Raw genomic sequence first — 18,997 nt, forward strand, 5'->3', positions numbered from 1 at the left:
ATGTCCCGACTCAATCCCCGGCAGCAAGAAGCCGTGAGCTACGTCGGCGGCCCTCTTTTGGTGCTCGCCGGCGCAGGCTCCGGCAAGACCAGCGTGATCACGCGCAAAATTGCGCATCTGATCCAGAGCTGCGGCATCCGCGCCCAGTACATCGTCGCCATGACCTTTACCAACAAGGCCGCGCGCGAGATGAAGGAACGGGTCGGCACCCTGCTCAAAGGCGGCGAAGGCCGCGGCCTGACGGTCTGCACCTTCCACAATCTGGGCCTGAACATCATCCGCAAGGAACACGTGCGGCTGGGCTACAAGCCAGGTTTCTCGATCTTCGACGAGACCGACGTCAAAGCCCTGATGACCGACATCATGCAGAAGGAATACTCGGGCGACGACGGCGTCGACGAGATCAAGAACATGATCGGCTCGTGGAAAAACGACCTGATCCTGCCGCCCGAAGCCCTGGAAAACGCGCGCAACCCCAAGGAACAGACCGCCGCCATCGTCTACACCCACTATCAGCGCACGCTCAAGGCGTTCAACGCGGTGGACTTCGACGACCTGATCCTGCTGCCGGTGAAGCTGTTCCAGGAACACGCCGACATCCTCGAAAAATGGCAGAACAAAGTCCGCTACCTGCTGGTAGACGAATACCAGGACACCAACGCCAGCCAGTATTTGCTGGTGAAGCTGCTCATCGGCATACGCAACCAGTTCACCGTGGTGGGCGATGACGACCAGTCGATCTACGCCTGGCGCGGCGCGCGGCCGGAAAACCTGATGTTGCTCAAGGACGATTACCCGTCCCTGAAAGTGGTGATGCTGGAGCAAAACTATCGCTCCACCAGCCGCATCCTGCGGTGCGCCAACGTGCTGATCTCGAACAACCCGCACGAATTCGAAAAGCAGCTGTGGAGCGAGATGGGCCATGGTGACGAGATCCGCGTGATCCGTTGCCGCAACGAAGACGCCGAAGCCGAGCGCGTGGCCGTGGAACTGCTGACCCTGCACTTGCGCACGGATCGGCCATACAGCGATTTCGCGATTCTGTACCGCGGTAACTACCAGGCCAAGCTGATCGAGCTGAAGCTGCAACACCACCAGATTCCGTATCGACTTTCCGGCGGCAACAGCTTTTTCGGACGCCAGGAAGTGAAAGACCTGATGGCCTACTTCCGCCTGATCGTGAACCCGGACGACGACAACGCCTTCCTGCGGGTGATCAACGTCCCACGCCGGGAGATCGGCTCGACCACGCTGGAAAAGCTCGGTAACTACGCCACCGAACGCAAAATCTCGATGTACGCCGCCACCGACGAAATCGGTCTGGGCGAGCATCTGGACACGCGCTTTACCGATCGACTGTCGCGCTTCAAGCGCTTCATGGACAAGGTCCGCGAGCAGTGCGCTGGCGAAGACCCAATTTCGGCGCTGCGCAGCATGGTCATGGACATCGACTACGAGAACTGGCTGCGCACCAACAGCTCCAGTGACAAGGCCGCCGACTACCGCATGGGTAACGTCTGGTTCTTGATCGAGGCGTTGAAGAACACCCTCGAAAAAGACGAAGAAGGCGAGATGACCGTCGAAGACGCCATCGGCAAACTCGTTTTGCGCGACATGCTGGAACGTCAGCAGGAAGAAGAAGACGGCGCCGAGGGTGTGCAGATGATGACCCTGCACGCCTCCAAGGGTCTGGAGTTTCCTTACGTGTTCATCATGGGCATGGAAGAGGAAATCCTCCCGCACCGTTCCAGCATTGAAGCCGACACCATCGAAGAAGAACGTCGGCTGGCCTACGTCGGAATTACCCGAGCGCGTCAGACCCTGGCCTTCACCTTCGCCGCCAAGCGTAAGCAATACGGCGAGATCATCGACTGCGCGCCGAGCCGCTTCCTCGATGAATTGCCGCCGGACGACCTGGCCTGGGAAGGCAACGATGACACGCCCGTTGAAGTCAAAGCTGTTCGCGGTAATACGGCATTGGCGGATATACGCGCGATGTTAAAGCGCTAGAATCGACTACTTTTTAACCGGCCTTAGGCGCACAAGGCGCCAGTAGAGGAAAGCTTCATGGAAGCACTGCACAAGAAAATTCGCGAAGAAGGCATCGTGCTTTCCGATCAGGTCCTGAAAGTCGACGCCTTTCTGAACCACCAGATCGACCCGGCCCTGATGAAGCTGATCGGCGACGAATTCGCCACGCTGTTCAAGGATTCGGGCATCACCAAGATCGTCACCATCGAAGCCTCGGGCATTGCTCCGGCGATCATGACCGGCCTGAACCTCGGCGTGCCGGTGATTTTTGCGCGCAAGCATCAGTCCCTGACCCTGACCGAAAACCTGCTGTCGGCGACCGTTTACTCGTTCACCAAGCAGACCGAAAGCACCGTAGCGATCTCCCCGCGCCACCTGACCAGCAGCGACCGCGTACTGATCATCGATGACTTTTTGGCCAACGGTAAGGCGTCGCAAGCGCTGATCTCGATCATCAAACAAGCCGGCGCTACCGTCGCGGGTTTGGGTATCGTGATCGAAAAATCGTTCCAGGGCGGCCGTGCGGAACTGGATGCGCAGGGTTATCGCGTTGAATCCCTGGCTCGCGTTCAGTCGCTGGCTGGCGGCGTCGTCACCTTCATCGAATAAAGCCACACCGCACATCCCCCTGTGGGAGCGAGCCTGCTCGCGAATGCTGAGTGTCAGTCGACATCAATGTTGACTGACCCAACGCTTTCGCGAGCAGGCTCGCTCCCACAGTGGTATTTGAGGTAACAGTTACTGCGCGGTGGCTTTGAGGCCGGTGAGCAACAGCCGCTGAAACAAATCCTCCTTCAGCCCTTCCGGGTTGGTCAGCTGCATCCGCTCCAGATGCTCGGGAAACTCCGAAGGTTCTGGCGCATCCAGCGCGGCCTTGCCCAGCTCCAGAATCTCCGTGAGCTTGAACTTGCTCTTCAGCCAATTCAGCGCCCGCAATAGATCCTTCTCCTCAGCGGTGAAATCACAACCCAACGGATACTCCGGAAACAACTGCGGATGCCGCGCCTGAATGGCCTGCAAGCGCTGCGGACTGTTGTCGGCGAACCGTGGATCAATACGGAAATTTTTCGGTAACTTGCCGACTGCCTGAGCCTGCTCGATCAGCCCCAACTGAAAACGTGAGTCGCTGATGTTCAGCAACGCCTCGATCACAGCCGCATCGGTCTTACCCCGCAGATCGGCAATGCCATACTCGGTGACCACGATGTCTCGCAAATGCCGCGGGATCGTGCAATGGCCGTACTCCCAAACGATGTTCGAACTCACCTCACCGCCCGACTCGCGCCAGCTGCGCAGGAGCAACACTGAACGCGCGCCTTCCAGTGCATGGCCCTGCGCGACGAAGTTGTATTGCCCGCCGACACCGCTGAGTACTCGCCCGTCTTCGAGCTGATCCGATACGGCTGCGCCAAGCAGGGTCATGGTGAAGGCGGTATTGATGAAGCGCGCATCGAGGCGCTGCAAGCGTTTGAGTTCTTCCTGACCGTAGAGCTCGTTGATGTAGCTGATGCGGGTCATGTTGAATTCGAGCCGCTTGCTGTGCGGCAGCTCGCGCAGCCGCTCATAGAAACTGCGCGGCCCAAGGAAGAAACCGCCATGCACCGAGATGCCGTCAGTCTGCGCGGCTTCGTCCAGCGTGCCGGCATTGGCCTGTTGCTGGGTCGGCACATCGGGGTAGACCTTGCGCCGCACAATCCCGGCGTCGGCCAGCACCAGCAAGCCGTTGACGAACATTTCGCTGCAACCGTAAAGGCCCTTGGCAAAGGGTTCGACGCCGCCTTCGCGGTCGATGAGTTGCGCCCACTGGCTGAGATTCACGTCCGCCAGCAACGCCTTGTAACCGTCATTGTCGGCCTGCCGCGCCAGCAGCGCAGCGGTCAGGGCATCACCCATGGCGCCGATGCCGATCTGCAAGGTGCCGCCGTCGCGCACCAGCGTGCTGGCGTGCAACCCGATGAAGTGATCCTGGAAACCCACCGGCATGTTCGGCGTGGAGAACAGCGTGGTGCTGTCCTTCTCGTCGATCAGCAGGTCGAAGGTGTCGATACCGATTTCGGCATCGCCGGGCATGTACGGTAAATCGTTGTGCACCTGACCCACCAACAGGATCGTCTCCCCCGCCGCCCGACGCTTGGTGATCATGGGAAACAGGTCAAGGGTGATGTCCGGGTTGCAGCTCAGGCTCAGGCGATCGGGATGCTCGCTGTGGCTCGCCACCAATTGCGCCACCAGGTTCAAACCGGCGGCGTTGATGTCCCGCGCGGCGTGACTGTAATTGCTGCTGACATAATCCTGCTGGGCCTGTGCGCTGTGGAGCAGGCTGCCAGGTTGCATGAAGAATTGCTGAATATGGATGTTGGGCGGCAGGCTGTCTTTATGCAGATCAGCCAAAAATCCCAGTTCCGGGTAATCGCCAAACACCCGCTCGATGAAGGGTTCGAGGAAGCGCTTTTGCAAGCCGTCGCCCAACGCAGGACGACCGAGGCACAGCGCGGTGTAGATCGTCAGCTGCCGTTCGGGCAACTGGGCGATGCGTTGAAACAGCGCGTTGACGAAGTGGTTGGGTTTGCCCAAACCGAGGGGCAGGCCCATGTGGATATGCGCCGGCAACCGTGCCAAGACATCATCGACCGCTTGCTCGATAGAACACAGCTGCACCATTTGATCCTCCCTTACATTCCGTGAACCGGGGTTGGACCGAGCTTGCCGGGTCTTTGCTGCAATGAACAGTCTCAGCCGAAAATCGCAGGCACAAAAAAGCCGCTCGAAAGCGGCTTTTTGCTGAAGATGAAGGCTTATTTCAGGCCGGACATCTTCTGGATGGCGCCTTTGAGCTCGGCGTCTGCGCAATCGGCGCAGGTACCTTTTGGCGGCATCGAGTTGAGGCCGGAGATCGCCTTGGCGAGCAAACCGTCAACGCCGCCTTCCTTCTTGGCGCGCTCGCCCCAAGCGGCGGCATCACCGATTTTCGGCGCACCCAACAGGCCGGTGCCGTGGCAAGCGTTGCAGTGTTTGGCAATCACTTCGTCAGGAGTTTTGGCACCACCGCCGCCTGCAGCAGCGGCGACTTCCATACCCTTGCACTCTTTACCCTGAACACAGACCTGGCCGACGGGCTCAAGGCGTTTAGCAATATCGTCGTTGGTCGCAGCTTGTGCGCTGACTGCCCAAAGGGCCAATACGGTTGCTGGTACGGCCAGCATTTTCATAATTAGATTCACGCGTTCACCCTCAATGGTGGCTAGTCACGCCCACGGCCACGGTTCGCAGGCGGGCGCAAGTATAACGGTAAGCCCGCCACACTGAAACAACCCTAAAGTCGAAGGGGTCTTATGCGTGGCGGAAAAACAACTCGGGCACCTGCGCAATGCTGGCGGGACGCCTCTTTTCTTAGAAATTCGCCGGGGTAGCTGCGCTGATTAGTCGCGCTGGCGCATCGAACGGATTACGGAAACGGTGTGGTTTTGTACTTTCAAAGTAGTAGCTGTCGCCGGCTTCGAGCACAAAAGTTTCAAGCCCCACCACCAGTTCAAGTCGACCTTCGAGCAAAATCCCGGTTTCCTCGCCCTCATGGGTGAGCATCTCGTCACCGGTGTCGGCGCCTGGCGGGTAGATTTCGTTGAGGAACGCGATGGCCCGGCTCGGATGAGCCCTGCCGACCAGCTTCATGGTCACTGCGCCATCGGAAATATCGATCAGCTCGTTGGCTTTGTAGACGATCTGAGTCGGTTTTTCCTGCAGGATCTCTTCGGAAAAGAACTCGACCATGGACATGGGAATCCCGCCCAATACCTTCCTCAGCGAACTGATCGAGGGGCTGACGCTGTTCTTCTCGATCATCGAAATGGTGCTGTTAGTGACGCCCGCGCGCTTGGCGAGTTCACGCTGGGAAAGTCCTTTGAGCTTACGGATGGATTGCAGTCGTTCACCGACGTCCAATGCTGGAGCCTCCAGGGATTCAGGTTGTTGGAATATTGAGCGTTATCATGGCGACAGCGTTCAGTATTTACAACACTTGGACCTGAATCCTGTTCGGTGAAGCGACTTTCGGTCGGGGCGCTTTGACCTAAGCCCCGGAATAGAGCATTGGCACCCGGCGCAGGTTGCAGAAGATCTGGTAAGGAATCGTGCCCGCAGCCGCGGCCACGTCACTGGCGAGGATGTTTTTGCCCCACAACTCGACGGTCGAACCGAGGCCGGCTTGCGGCACATCGGTCAGGTCGATGCAAAGCATGTCCATCGACACCCGGCCAATCAACTGGCTGCGCTGCCCGGCAACCATCACGGGCGTACCGGTCGGTGCCTGTCGTGGGTAGCCGTCGGCGTAACCCATGGCCACCACGCCCACGCGCATCGGTTTCTGGGTGATGAATGTGGCGCCGTAACCGATCGGCTCGCCGGCCGGGAGTTCACGCACACAAATCACTTTCGATTCGAGGGTCATCACCGGTTGCAGACGGGATGCCACGGCATTGGCTTCTTCGAAGGGCGTAGCACCGTAGAGCATGATGCCCGGGCGAACCCAGTCACTTGGAATCTGCGGCCAACCGAGCACTGCCGGCGAGTTGCGCAGGCTGACCTCGGCCGACAAGCCCTGGCGCGCCGCTTCAAACACCGCGACCTGCTCGGCACTGGCCTGACTGTGCAGCTCATCGGCCCGGGCGAAGTGGCTCATCAGAACGATCTTCGCCACCTTGCCGCTGGCCAGCAGCCGTTGATAGCCCGCCTGATAATCCTTTGGATGCAAGCCAACCCGATGCATGCCCGAATCGAGCTTGAGCCAGACCGTGATCGGCTTGCTCAATGCAGCTTTCTCGATGGCTTCGAGCTGCCACAGCGAATGCACCACACACCAGAAATCATGCTCGACAATCAGCGACAACTCATCAGCTTCGAAAAAACCTTCCAGCAACAACACCGGCGCACGAATGCCCGCGGCTCGCAGCTCCAACGCTTCTTCGATACAGGCCACGGCGAAACCGTCTGCTTCGGCTTCCAGCGCCTGGGCGCAACGCACCGCGCCATGACCGTAGGCATCAGCCTTGATCACCGCGAGGGCCTTGGCCCCCGTGACTTCACGGGCGATTTGGTAGTTGTGACGCAGGGCTTGAAGGTCGATCAGGGCACGGGCAGGACGCATGGCGGCAGACTTCTGGTCGGTCATTGGGAAGAAAAACCGGCGCTGGCTGACGGCGTAAACCGCCAGTAGCACCGGGAGAGGGATTTTTCAGACTGGCTTATGGCAGAGCGGCGACAACTGACAGCTCAACCAGGATTTGTGGTTCGCACAACTTCGATTCAACGGTGGCACGGGCCGGTGCGACGCCTTTTGGCAGCCACTTGTCCCAGACCGCGTTCATGCCTTCAAAGTGTGCATCAATGTCTTTCAAGTAAATCGTCACCGACAGTAAACGGCTCTTGTCGGTCCCGGCCAGATCCAGCAAACGCTCGATGTTGGCAAGCGTTTCACGGGTCTGCTGTTCAATCCCGGCGTTCATATCGTCGCCGACCTGCCCTGCCAGATACACGGTACCGCTGTGGACTACGATCTGGCTCATGCGCTCATTGGTGAGCTGGCGCTGGATTGACATGTTTTGCAGACTCCTGAAGTTTTTTTCCATAACGGGAAATATCGAGGCCTTCGGCGCTGATTTGCGGCGTTTTCTTCGCCATCAGATCAGCCAGCAAGCGACCGGAACCGCACGCCATGGTCCAACCGAGCGTGCCGTGACCCGTGTTCAAAAACAGATTGCTGAACGGCGTAGCCCCCACGATCGGCGTGCCGTCCGGGGTGGTCGGACGCAGACCGGTCCAGAAACTCGCCTGGGCCAGATCGCCGCCCTGAGGATAAAGGTCGTTGACGATCATCTCCAGGGTTTCGCGCCGACGCGGGTTCAGCGACAGGTCAAAACCGGCTATTTCAGCCATGCCGCCGACGCGGATACGGTTGTCGAAACGAGTGATCGCGACCTTGTAGGTCTCATCGAGGATAGTCGATGTCGGGGCCATCGCCGGATTAGTAATCGGCACGGTCAGGGAGTAACCCTTGAGCGGATACACCGGCGCCTTGATACCCAGCGGCTTGAGCAGTTGCGGCGAGTAGCTGCCCAGGGCCAGCACGTAGCGATCAGCGGTTTCCAGCTTGCCGTCGATCCAGACACCATTGATGCGGTCGCCGGCGTAGTCGAGGCGTTGAATGTCTTGGTCGAAGCGGAATTCAACACCGAGTTTCACGGCCATTTCGGCCAGGCGGGTGGTGAACATTTGGCAATCGCCGGTTTGATCGTTCGGCAGGCGCAGGGCGCCGGCGAGGATGTCGGTGACGCTGGCCAGGGCCGGCTCAACGCGGGCAATGCCGGCGCGGTCGAGCAGTTCGAACGGCACGCCGGATTCTTTCAGCACGGCGATGTCTTTCCAGGCGCCGTCGAGTTGAGCCTGGGTGCGGAACAGTTGGGTCGTACCGAGGCTGCGGCCTTCGTAGGCAATGCCGGTTTCGGCGCGCAATTCGTCGAGGCAGTCACGGCTGTACTCGGACAGGCGGACCATGCGCTCCTTGTTCACCGCATAACGGCTGGCGGTGCAGTTGCGCAGCATCTGCGCCATCCACAGGTACTGGTCGATGTCGGCGGTGGCCTTGATCGCCAGCGGTGCATGGCGCTGCAACAGCCACTTGATGGCTTTAAGCGGAACACCCGGCGCGGCCCACGGCGAGGCATAACCCGGCGAAACCTGTCCGGCGTTGGCGAAACTGGTCTCCATGGCAGCAGCCGGCTGACGGTCCACGACCACCACTTCAAACCCGGCACGCGCCAGATAGTAAGCACTGGTGGTACCGATGACGCCGCTACCCAAGACCATAACGCGCATTTTCATATCCCTCATCGCGGCTTGCCGCTGACGTTCGTAGTTGTCGAGCATTGATGTGCGCAGTGTAAAAAAGATTAGGCAGTGCTTTTCACTATATAAGTGCCTATATTTGGCGAGAATTCTCGGCAAAAACGCTTTTCACGGAGGCGCATCCCCTATGCGTACCAACACTCAGACCAAACGTGAGCTGGACAAGATCGACCGCAACATCCTGCGGATCCTTCAAGCGGACGGGCGCATCTCCTTCACCGAGCTGGGGGAAAAGGTCGGGCTCTCGACCACGCCGTGTACCGAGCGGGTCCGGCGGCTGGAGCGCGAAGGGATCATCATGGGCTACAACGCCCGGCTCAATCCGCAGCACCTCAAGGGTAGTCTTCTGGTGTTCGTCGAGATCAGCCTCGACTACAAATCCGGTGATACTTTCGAAGAGTTCCGACGCGCGGTCCTGAAACTCCCCCACGTGCTGGAGTGCCATTTGGTGTCAGGGGATTTCGACTATCTGGTGAAGGCGCGGATTTCCGAAATGGCCTCGTACCGCAAACTGCTGGGCGACATCCTGCTCAAGCTGCCGCATGTGCGCGAATCCAAGAGCTATATCGTGATGGAAGAGGTGAAAGAGAGCTTGAATCTGCCGATTCCGGATTGAGGGTTCAGCCACAAGGAAAGGGTTGTCTGAGCAACCGCTATCGCGAGCAGGCTCGCTCCCACAGGTACAGCGGTGCCCTTGTGGGAGCGAGCCTGCTCGCGATTGAAGCGACTCGGTCCCTGCTGAAGTAACGCTGTTTTTAAACCAACACCTGCCGGGTACTGGCCATGTACTCATGAATCTGCTTCTCGACCCGCGGATGAATCAGCTCCACCGGCCCCCGCCCATTAGGGCACGGCAAGGTCTTGGTGGTGCCGAACAATCGGCAGATCAGCGGCCGCTCGTCATACACAGTGCAGCCGTTGGGCCCCAGGTGAACGCAATTGAGCTCATCCATCGCCGCATCCTGCTCGGCCCGGGTCTTGCGCGGCAGGCGGGACATTTCTTCCGGTGAGGTGGTCACCGGCCCACAACAGTCATGGCAGCCGGGCACGCACTCGAACGAGGGAATCTGCTGCCGAAGCGTGCGAATTTTCTGACTGTTGCAGCTCATCGAAGCGGTAACCAAATGCGGAATAGAGCGGGATTCTGACGTAAAAGCCCCGATCCAGACAGCACCAACTGACCAGTGTTGCCCGTGTCCGAAGGTCCGGCTTATGCTCCGTCAAATGTTCTAAACACAAGTATCAGGATCACGCACATGAATGCCCGTGCTCAGCAACCTGTCCCGAACCACCAGCACATTGCCTCTTATTACGCCGCCAGCAGCCTGCCGCAGCCCGATCATCCGGCGCTCACAGGCGACCTGATGGCTGACGTGTGCGTGGTCGGTGGCGGGTTATCCGGGTTGAACACAGCACTCGAACTGGCCGAACGCGGCTTCAGTGTGATCCTGCTCGAAGCCCACAAAATCGGTTGGGGCGCCAGTGGACGCAATGGCGGGCAGTTGATTCGCGGGGTCGGCCATGGCCTCGATCAGTTCGCTAACGTGGTCGGTGCGGACGGTGTGCGTCAGATGAAACTCATGGGCCTGGAAGCGGTGGAAATCGTCCGACAGCGCGTCGAGCGTTTTCAGATCCCTTGCGACCTGACTTGGGGCTATTGCGATCTGGCCAACAAGCCCCGGGGCCTCGAAGGTTTCGCTGAAGATGCCGAAGAGCTGCGCAGCCTCGACTACCGTTACGAAACCCGTCTGCTGCAAGCCAGTGAAATGCATTCCGTTGTAGGTTCCGACCGCTACGTCGGCGGGTTGATCGACATGGGCTCGGGGCACCTGCATCCGCTGAACCTGGCACTGGGCGAAGCGGCCGCCGCCCAGCAGTTGGGGGTGAAGCTGTTCGAACAATCAGCAGTCACCCGCATCGATTATGGCCCCGAGGTCAAGGTCCATACCGCCCAGGGCTCGGTTCGCGCCAAGACGCTGGTGCTGGGCTGCAACGCCTACCTCAATGAACTCAATCCCGAACTCGGCGGCAAGGTGCTGCCCGCCGGCAGCTACATCATCGCCACCGAACCGTTGAGTGAAACGCTGGCTCACTCGCTACTGCCGCAGAACATGGCGGTCTGCGATCAACGGGTGGCGCTGGATTACTATCGGCTCTCGGCGGACCGACGCCTGCTGTTTGGCGGCGCCTGCCACTATTCAGGTCGCGACCCGAAGGACATCGCCGCCTACATGCGGCCGAAGATGCTGGAGGTTTTCCCGCAACTGGCCGGCGTGAAGATCGACTTTCAATGGGGCGGGATGATTGGCATTGGCGCTAATCGCCTGCCGCAGATCGGGCGGTTAAAGGATCAGCCGAATGTGTATTACGCCCAGGCTTATTCCGGTCATGGCGTGAATGCCACGCACCTCGCGGGGAAGTTGTTGGCTGAGGCTATCAGTGGTCAGCAGAGTGGAGGGTTCGATCTGTTTGCTCGGGTTCCGCACATTACCTTTCCCGGTGGGAAACATTTGCGCTCGCCGCTCTTGGCGTTGGGGATGTTGTGGCATCGGCTTAAAGAGTTGGTCTGAAGACTTTCGGTGCCTGTGCCGACGCCTTCGCGAGCAGGCTCGCTCCCACAGGATCTGTGTCGTTCACATATCCCCTGTGGGAGCGAGCCTGCTCGCGATTGGGCCGTAAGAGCGCCACAGAACTCAGATCCGCCAGAAGGGTTTAAGCCCCTCCTCCCGCGCCAGCTCCCGACTCAACCCGACATCCCTGAGCTGCTCCGGTGTCAGCTCCAGCAACGCCTTGCGCGTGTGCAGACGATGCCAGAACAGACCCCAGCGACTCAGGCCGGACGGTGCGTTGCGCATGACCGCCTCGCGTGCGCCGTTGTTTTGCCCTGCCGCCAGTTCCTGACTGTGTAACGTCAGCCGCACATCGCTCAAGCCGTTCATTTTGATTGCTCCTGTTTACTTGGGTAGCCAGAGCTTTCATGATGCGTCGACGGCAAAAAGCATTACAGATTCAACGAGACTGTATTAACTCCATACAGATTTTACATTTCAGCGTCTGAATCCTCTATTTTCGACCCATCTGTACTGGTTAACCGAATCACCCACACCGAGACTGCGCCATGACCCTTTACGTCAACCTCGCCGAACTACTCGGCACGCGTATCGAACAGGGCTTCTATCGCCCCGGTGACCGGCTGCCGTCGGTGCGGGCGTTGAGTGTTGAACACGGCGTCAGCCTGAGCACGGTGCAACAGGCGTATCGCGTGCTGGAAGACAGCGGCCTGGCGACACCCAAACCCAAGTCGGGCTACTTCGTACCGGTGGGTCGCGAACTGCCGGAGCTTCCGGCAATTGGCCGCCCGGCACAGCGTCCGGTGGATATTTCCCAGTGGGATCAGGTGCTGGAACTCATTCGCGCCGTCCCGCGCAAAGATGTCGTGCAACTGGGTCGCGGCATGCCGGACATCACCACGCCGACCTTGAAGCCGCTGCTGCGCGGTCTGGCGCGAATCAGCCGGCGGCAAGACATGCCAGGTCTGTATTACGACAACATCCACGGCACCCTCGAACTGCGCGAGCAGATCGCCCGCCTGCTGCTCGATTCCGGCTGCCAGTTGAGCGCCAGCGACCTGGTGGTCACCACGGGTTGTCATGAAGCGCTGTCCACCAGCATCCGCTCGATCTGCGAGCCGGGCGACATTGTCGCCGTGGACTCGCCAAGCTTTCACGGCGCCATGCAGACACTCAAGGGCCTGGGCATGAAAGCCCTGGAAATCCCCACCGACCCGCTCACCGGGATCAGCCTCGATGCCCTCGAACTGGCCTTGGAACAATGGCCGATCAAGGCCATACAGTTGACCCCCAACTGCAACAACCCGCTGGGCTACATCATGCCGGAGTCGCGCAAACGCGCGTTGTTGACGCTCGCACAGCGTTTCGACGTGGCGATCATCGAGGACGATGTGTATGGCGAACTGGCCTACACCTACCCGCGCCCGCGCACGATCAAGTCCTTCGACGAAGACGGCCGCGTCCTGCTGTGCAGTTCCTTTTCCAAGACCCTGGCGCCGGGGCTGCGTATCGGTTGGGTGGCGCCGGGACGGTATCTGGAACGGGTGCTGCACATGAAATACATCAGCACCGGCTCTACGGCGCCGCAACCGCAGATCGCGATTGCCGAATTTCTCAAGGCCGGGCACTTCGAACCGCATTTGCGGCGGATGCGCACCCAATACCAGCGCAATCGCGACGTGATGATCGATTGGGTCACTCGCTATTTCCCGGCCGGCACCCGTGCCAGCCGTCCTCAGGGCAGCTTCATGCTCTGGGTCGAACTGCCGGAGGGTTTCGACACCCTGAAACTGAATCGTGCGCTGCACGACCAAGGCGTACAGATTGCCGTTGGCAGCATTTTTTCCGCCTCGGGCAAGTACCGCAATTGCCTGCGCATGAACTACGCTGCCAAGGCAACACCGCAAATTGAAGAAGCGGTGCGCAAGGTCGGCACCGCGGCAATCAAGCTGCTCGCGGAAACCGACTGCATCACCGACTGACCTTTCTCGGGAATCCAACGTCCATATGCCGACACCTGCCGCCAATCGGAACGATCCCACATGAGAGTCAGACAGCCTCTGCTCGCTCTTCTGTTACTTGCCTCGTTCCTCGGCGGCTGTGCGACGTTCAACGTTCCGCGCGAACCTAGCCAGGCGCTGCCCGCCAGCGATTCGGCATTCGGGCGATCAATCCAGGCTCAGGCCGCGCCCCATGAGGGGCAATCCGGCTTTCGCCTGCTGTCCGACAGCACCGAAGCCTTCACGGTCCGCGCCGAGCTGATCCGCAACGCCCAAAGCAGCCTCGATTTGCAGTACTACATCGTGCATGACGGCATCAGCACGCGGATGCTGGTGGATGAACTGCTCAAGGCCGCCGACCGCGGCGTGCGCGTGCGCATTTTGCTCGACGACACCACCAGCGATGACCAGGACTGGATCATCGCCACGCTGGCGGCGCATCCGCAGATCCAGATCCGTGTGTTCAACCCATTGCACCTGGGCCGCAGTACCGGCGTGACACGAACGGTGGGACGGTTGCTCAACCTGTCGCAGCAACACCGGCGCATGCACAACAAGCTGTGGCTGGCCGACAACAGCATGGCCATCGTCGGAGGGCGCAATCTGGGGGACGAGTATTTCGATGCCGAACCCAACCTGAATTTCACTGACATCGACATGCTCAGCGTCGGCCCGGTCGCCGAACAGCTGGGGCACAGTTTCGACCAATACTGGAACAGTGCGCTGAGCAAGCCGATCGACGAGTTCCTCTCGAGCAAACCGACGGCCAAGGACCTGGAAAACACCCGGACCCGCCTGGAAGAATCGCTTGAGGAAACGCGCAAACAGAATCACGCGCTCTACCAGCAGTTGATGACCTACACCACTCACCCGCGCCTGGCCATCTGGCGTCGGCAGTTGATCTGGGCCAGGAGCCAGGCACTGTGGGACGCGCCGAGCAAGGTGCTGGCCGACGGCGAGCCCGACCCGCAGTTGCTGCTGACCACGCAGTTGGCGCCCGAGCTCAATGGCGTCAGCAAAGAGCTGATCATGATTTCGGCTTACTTCGTACCCGGCCAACCGGGACTGGTGTACCTGACCGGGCGCGCCGATGCCGGGGTGTCGGTGAGCCTGCTGACCAACTCACTGGAAGCCACTGACGTCCCGGCGGTGCATGGCGGTTACGCGCCGTATCGCAAGGCACTGCTGGAGCATGGCGTGCAGCTGTTCGAATTGCGCCGCCAGCCCGGTGAAGGCGGCGGCAGCGGACCCCATCTGTTCCACAGCAAGTCCTATCGCGGCTCAGACTCCAGCCTGCACAGCAAGGCGATGATCTTCGACCAGCAGAAATCGTTCATCGGCTCGTTCAATTTCGACCCACGCTCAGTGCTGTGGAATACCGAAGTCGGGGTGCTGGTAGACAGCCCGGAACTCGCCGCGCGCGTGCGCAAACTGGCGATGCAGGGCATGGCGCCGCCCCTGAGTTATCAGGCGAAACTGGAAAATGGCCAGATTGTCTGGGTCACCGAAGATGACGGCAAAATGCACACGTTGACCAAGGAGCCGGGGAGCTGGTGGCGGCGCTTCAATGCGTGGATGAGCACCACCGTCGGCCTGGAACGGATGCTCTGACAGACAACAAAAACCTCTGTGGGAGCGAGCCTGCTCGCGAAGACGTCATGCCAGCCAATACAGATGTCGACTGATACGTCGCTTTCGCGAGCAGGCTCGCTCCCACAGAGGGATGTGGCTGACGGGTAGTTCAGCGTCAAGCAGGTTCGGCTACCGCGCCAAATGCACCCTGGCGCGACACCAGAATCACCAACCCCAGCGCACCTGCCGCCATCAGCAGCGGCAACGCATGCCCGCTGATCCACTGACTGCCGGCACCGGCAGCCAGCGGCCCGACCAGGCAACCGATCCCCCACAGCTGCGCGATATGCGCATTGGCGCGCACCAGTGCATCGTCGCGATAGCGCTCGCCGATCAGGATCAGTGACAAGGTGAACAAGCCACCGGCACTGGCACCAAACAACACCCACAACGGCCAGATCAGCAACGTGTCGATCAACAACGGGATGGCCAGGCTCGATATCAGCAGGACCACCGCACACCCGGTGAACAACGTACGTCGCGACAAGCGATCAGCCAATGCGCCAATCGGCAATTGCAGCAAGGCATCACCCACCACCACCGTGCTGACCATTGCCAACGCAATGTCCGTCGTAAAACCCTGACGCAGGCAATAGACCGGCAACAACGTCAGGATCATCGCTTCGAACGCCGCGAACAGCGACACCGCCCAGGCAATCGCCGGCAGGCCACGGCAGAAACCCAGCAAGTCGCTGAAGGTCACGCTGCAGGCTTCACTGCTCGGTGCGCCGCTGCGGCCCAGCAACAGGAACGGTGCCGCGATCAGCAAACCGACGCCGACCCAGAATCCGTAATCGTGTTCGGTGCCCAGAACGCCAAGCAGCAACGGCCCGGCCAGCTGACTCAGCGCATAGCTGCTGCCATACAGCGCCACCAATCGCCCGCGCCATTGTTCGACCACCAGTTGGTTGATCCAGCTTTCGCCGAGGATGAAGACGAGGGTCAGGATCACCCCGATCATCAGCCGCAATACCAGCCAAACCGGATAACTCGGCAACAGCGCCAGCAAACCGATGGACAAAGCCCCGGCCCACAGGCATAGACGCATCAGATTGGCCGTGCCCAGACGCGCGGCCAGATGGCTGGAGATCTTTGCCCCCAGCAATACGCCAATGGCGGGCATCGCTGCCATCACACCGATGGCGAACGAGCCGTAGCCCCAGCCTTCCAGGCGAAACGACACCAACGGCATGCTGACGCCCAGCGCCAGGCCGACACTCAAGACAGACGCCAACACGGCGAAATAAGTCGCCCAACGCATGTTCCACGCTCCTGTGGATATTATTTTTCAGGCACGGCACAAAACAATGTGGGAGCGAGCCTTGTGGTGAGGGGATTTATCCCCGTTGGGTCGCGCAGCGGCCCCAAAACCTGCAATAACGGAGTATCAGATACACCGCGTGCATGGGTTCTGCGACTGCTTCGCAGCCGAACGGGGATAAATCCCCTCACCACAAAGGCTTGCTCCCACAGGGATTTCTGTACATTCGGGAGCCTGATTTGGCAGGCTCCCTTTAACGACTTACAACTTGATCCAGGTCGCCTTCAGCTCGGTGTACTTGTCGAACGCGTGCAGCGACTTGTCGCGACCGTTGCCGGACTGCTTGAAGCCACCGAACGGGGCCGTCATGTCGCCGCCGTCGTACTGGTTGACCCACACGCTACCGGCGCGCAGTGCCTTGGCGGTCAGGTGAGCCTTGGAAATATCCTTGGTCCACACCGCTGCGGCCAGGCCATACGGCGTGTCGTTGGCAATCGCAATGGCTTCTTCGGCGGTATCGAAAGTGATCACCGACAGCACTGGGCCGAAGATTTCTTCCTGAGCAATTTTCATCGCGTTGCTGACGCCGTCGAAAATGGTCGGCTCAACGTAGGTGCCACCGGTTTCCTGAAGAATGCGTTTGCCGCCCGCCACCAGTTTCGCGCCGTCGGTGTGGCCGGATTCGATGTAGGACAGCACGGTGTTCATCTGCTGAGTATCCACCAGCGCGCCGACGTTGGTCGCCGGGTCCAGCGGGTTGCCCGGCTTCCAGGTTTTGAGGGCCTCGATCACCAGCGGCAGGAATTTATCCTTGATCGAGCGCTCCACCAGCAGGCGCGAGCCGGCGGTGCAGACTTCGCCCTGGTTGAAGGCGATGGCGCCGGCAGCCGATTCAGCGGCAGCTTGCAGGTCCGGCGCATCGGCGAACACGATGTTCGGGCTCTTACCGCCGGCTTCGAGCCAGACGCGTTTCATGTTCGATTCGCCGGAGTAGATCAACAGTTGCTTGGCGATTTTGGTCGAACCGGTGAACACCAGGGTGTCCACATCATTGTGCAGGGCCAGGGCTTTGCCGACGGTGTGACCGTAACCTGGCAGGACGTTCAGCACGCCTTTCGGGATGCCGGCCTCAACGGCCAGCGCGGCAATGCGGATGGCGGTCAGTGGGGATTTTTCGGACGGCTTGAGGATCACCGAGTTACCGGTGGACAGCGCCGGACCGAGTTTCCAGCAAGCCATCATCAGCGGGAAGTTCCACGGCACGATGGCGCCGACGACGCCGACCGGCTCGCGAGTGACCAGACCCAGCTGATCATGCGGGGTCGCGGCCACTTCGTCGTAGATCTTGTCGATGGCTTCACCGCTCCAGCTCAGGGCTTGCGCCGCGCCTGGAACGTCGATGTACAGGGAATCGCTGATGGGCTTGCCCATGTCCAGGGTTTCAAGCAGGGCCAGCTCTTCGGCGTGCTGTTTCAGCAGGCCGGCGAAACGAATCATGGTGGCTTTGCGCTTGGTCGGCGCCAGACGCGACCAGACGCCGGAATTGAAGGTGGCGCGGGCATTTTCAACAGCGCGCTGGGCATCGGCGGCGTCACAGCTGGCAATCTTGCCCAGCAGACGGCCATCGACCGGGCTGATGCACTCGAAGGTCTCGGCGGAGACAGCATCGGTGTATTCGCCATTGATGTAGGCGCGGCCTTCGATCTTCAGATCGCGAGCCCGTTGTTCCCAATCGGCACGAGTCAGGGTGGTCATACGAGTGTCCTCCTCTTGTTGAATACGAGCGCGCCGCGTTCTTCGCGGGCGTCCTCAGGAATTCTGCCCGGCCAGCCTGCTTTTCGGCCCAAGGCAACTGCCACCCTAAACCAGTGGCCGGGGTTGTTTCAATATATTTGACACAAGGTCGGTAAACGGCCTTGCGGTGTTCATTTTAATAAACATAGACTTTGGGTTTTCCAGTGTCCGGCCTCGCAAATACGTTCCTCTTTTGACGTCAAAAAGTAACAGTATTTGTGAGACCGGACACCCACCACTCGCGCCGCAATCACGGGGGATTATAAAAATGAGCATCCAGGACATCGTCGACTTCAGCCAGGCCACCACCGAGCCCGAGCGCTACAGACCGGACCAGGCGAAAATCCTGAAGGGTGACCCCGAGCAAGTGGTTTACAACCACTACAACAGTCCTTGCGGCCAGTTGAATGCGGGTGTGTGGGAAGGCGCAGTCGGCCAGTGGCACGTCAACTTCACCGAGCATGAATACTGCGAAATCGTGCAAGGCGTTTCAGTGCTGCGCGACAACGAAGGCAACGGTAAAACCGTGCGCGCAGGCGATCGCTTCGTAATCCCGGCCGGGTTCCGAGGTACCTGGGAAGTGCTGGAGCCGTGCCGCAAGATCTATGTGGCGTTTGAACAGAAGGCTTGAGGATTCAGGCTGTCTGGGCCGACGCTTTCGCGAGCAGGCTCGCTCCCACAGGGGAGTTGTGTTGATCACAAAACCTGTGGGAGCGAGCCTGCTCGCGATGAGGCCCTAGCGGACACCACAAAACTCAGGCAACAAAAAAGGCCCGTATCTCGCGATACGGGCCTTTTTCGTAAGAGGGAAA

Annotated in this window: 17 protein-coding genes; 7 read left to right on the top strand and 10 right to left on the bottom strand. The window is 59.9% G+C overall.

The genetic code is table 11. From position 1 onward, the window contains the following. Both rep and ACYZTW_RS00010 read left to right on the top strand, forming a co-directional pair. Window positions 1-2,010, top strand: a complete 2,010-nt coding sequence (rep, locus tag ACYZTW_RS00005; protein ID WP_462003254.1) for a DNA helicase Rep — start codon at window positions 1-3, stop codon at window positions 2,008-2,010. Window positions 2,011-2,067: 57 nt separating this feature from the next. After that, entirely contained in the window at window positions 2,068-2,640 is a 573-nt protein-coding gene (locus ACYZTW_RS00010; RefSeq protein WP_020799401.1) for a xanthine phosphoribosyltransferase, read from the top strand. A 129-nt stretch (window positions 2,641-2,769) separates the two neighbouring features. Here ACYZTW_RS00010 and ACYZTW_RS00015 read toward each other — a convergent pair whose 3' ends face one another. The 6 genes from ACYZTW_RS00015 to dadA all read right to left on the bottom strand — a co-directional run bounded on the left by ACYZTW_RS00015 (window position 2,770) and on the right by dadA (window position 8,898). Continuing rightward, window positions 2,770-4,692 (bottom strand): acetyl-CoA hydrolase/transferase C-terminal domain-containing protein, encoded by a 1,923-nt coding sequence (locus ACYZTW_RS00015; protein WP_462003255.1) that lies wholly within the window; start codon window positions 4,690-4,692, stop codon window positions 2,770-2,772. A 134-nt stretch (window positions 4,693-4,826) separates the two neighbouring features. Continuing rightward, on the bottom strand, window positions 4,827-5,252 hold the full coding sequence (locus tag ACYZTW_RS00020; protein ID WP_129440019.1) for a c-type cytochrome: 426 nt from the start codon (window positions 5,250-5,252) through the stop codon (window positions 4,827-4,829). Window positions 5,253-5,421: 169 nt separating this feature from the next. Further along, window positions 5,422-5,970: a cupin domain-containing protein gene (locus ACYZTW_RS00025; RefSeq protein ID WP_008150195.1), complete on the bottom strand. Its 549-nt coding sequence runs from the start codon at window positions 5,968-5,970 to the stop codon at window positions 5,422-5,424. A 127-nt stretch (window positions 5,971-6,097) separates the two neighbouring features. Then, entirely contained in the window at window positions 6,098-7,171 is a 1,074-nt protein-coding gene (alr, locus tag ACYZTW_RS00030) for an alanine racemase (protein ID WP_056738693.1), read from the bottom strand. Between the two features lie 97 nt (window positions 7,172-7,268). Further along, window positions 7,269-7,622 (bottom strand): RidA family protein, encoded by a 354-nt coding sequence (locus ACYZTW_RS00035; protein WP_076029299.1) that lies wholly within the window; start codon window positions 7,620-7,622, stop codon window positions 7,269-7,271. Continuing rightward, window positions 7,594-8,898: a D-amino acid dehydrogenase gene (gene dadA / locus ACYZTW_RS00040; RefSeq protein ID WP_415772225.1), complete on the bottom strand. Its 1,305-nt coding sequence runs from the start codon at window positions 8,896-8,898 to the stop codon at window positions 7,594-7,596. The genes ACYZTW_RS00035 and dadA overlap by 29 nt, the downstream gene beginning before the upstream one ends. Before the next feature lie 157 nt (window positions 8,899-9,055). Here dadA and ACYZTW_RS00045 point away from each other — a divergent pair, with 157 nt between their 5' ends. After that, window positions 9,056-9,544, top strand: coding sequence for an Lrp/AsnC ligand binding domain-containing protein (locus ACYZTW_RS00045; RefSeq protein WP_003206849.1), 489 nt, complete (start codon window positions 9,056-9,058; stop codon window positions 9,542-9,544). 139 nt (window positions 9,545-9,683) lie between these two features. On the opposite strand, the gene ACYZTW_RS00050 is transcribed toward ACYZTW_RS00045, so the two are convergent. Continuing rightward, on the bottom strand, window positions 9,684-10,037 hold the full coding sequence (locus ACYZTW_RS00050; RefSeq protein ID WP_007947437.1) for a YkgJ family cysteine cluster protein: 354 nt from the start codon (window positions 10,035-10,037) through the stop codon (window positions 9,684-9,686). A 147-nt stretch (window positions 10,038-10,184) separates the two neighbouring features. On the opposite strand from ACYZTW_RS00050, the gene ACYZTW_RS00055 reads away from it, so the two are divergent. Next, complete coding sequence (locus ACYZTW_RS00055; protein WP_462003256.1) at window positions 10,185-11,498, top strand: NAD(P)/FAD-dependent oxidoreductase; 1,314 nt, start codon at window positions 10,185-10,187, stop codon at window positions 11,496-11,498. A gap of 123 nt (window positions 11,499-11,621) precedes the next feature. Here the strand turns inward: ACYZTW_RS00055 and ACYZTW_RS00060 are convergent, their stop codons facing one another. Then, window positions 11,622-11,867 (bottom strand): DUF1127 domain-containing protein, encoded by a 246-nt coding sequence (locus tag ACYZTW_RS00060; RefSeq protein WP_462003257.1) that lies wholly within the window; start codon window positions 11,865-11,867, stop codon window positions 11,622-11,624. A 179-nt stretch (window positions 11,868-12,046) separates the two neighbouring features. Between ACYZTW_RS00060 and ACYZTW_RS00065 the strand changes: the two genes are divergently transcribed. Next, on the top strand, window positions 12,047-13,480 hold the full coding sequence (locus ACYZTW_RS00065) for an aminotransferase-like domain-containing protein (RefSeq protein ID WP_462003258.1): 1,434 nt from the start codon (window positions 12,047-12,049) through the stop codon (window positions 13,478-13,480). A 60-nt stretch (window positions 13,481-13,540) separates the two neighbouring features. Beyond that, entirely contained in the window at window positions 13,541-15,109 is a 1,569-nt protein-coding gene (locus ACYZTW_RS00070) for a phospholipase D family protein (protein WP_462003259.1), read from the top strand. 136 nt (window positions 15,110-15,245) lie between these two features. On the opposite strand, the gene ACYZTW_RS00075 is transcribed toward ACYZTW_RS00070, so the two are convergent. Both ACYZTW_RS00075 and ACYZTW_RS00080 read right to left on the bottom strand, forming a co-directional pair. Next, complete coding sequence (locus tag ACYZTW_RS00075) at window positions 15,246-16,391, bottom strand: MFS transporter (protein WP_462003260.1); 1,146 nt, start codon at window positions 16,389-16,391, stop codon at window positions 15,246-15,248. A 261-nt stretch (window positions 16,392-16,652) separates the two neighbouring features. Then, window positions 16,653-18,146, bottom strand: coding sequence for an aldehyde dehydrogenase (locus tag ACYZTW_RS00080; protein WP_008150178.1), 1,494 nt, complete (start codon window positions 18,144-18,146; stop codon window positions 16,653-16,655). Window positions 18,147-18,453: 307 nt separating this feature from the next. On the opposite strand from ACYZTW_RS00080, the gene ACYZTW_RS00085 reads away from it, so the two are divergent. After that, a complete protein-coding gene (locus tag ACYZTW_RS00085; protein ID WP_462003261.1) occupies window positions 18,454-18,816 on the top strand; it encodes a cupin domain-containing protein in 363 nt (120 codons plus the stop codon). Window positions 18,817-18,997: the final 181 nt, after the last annotated feature.

It is taken from the genome of Pseudomonas sp. LB3P25 (assembly GCF_054897985.1).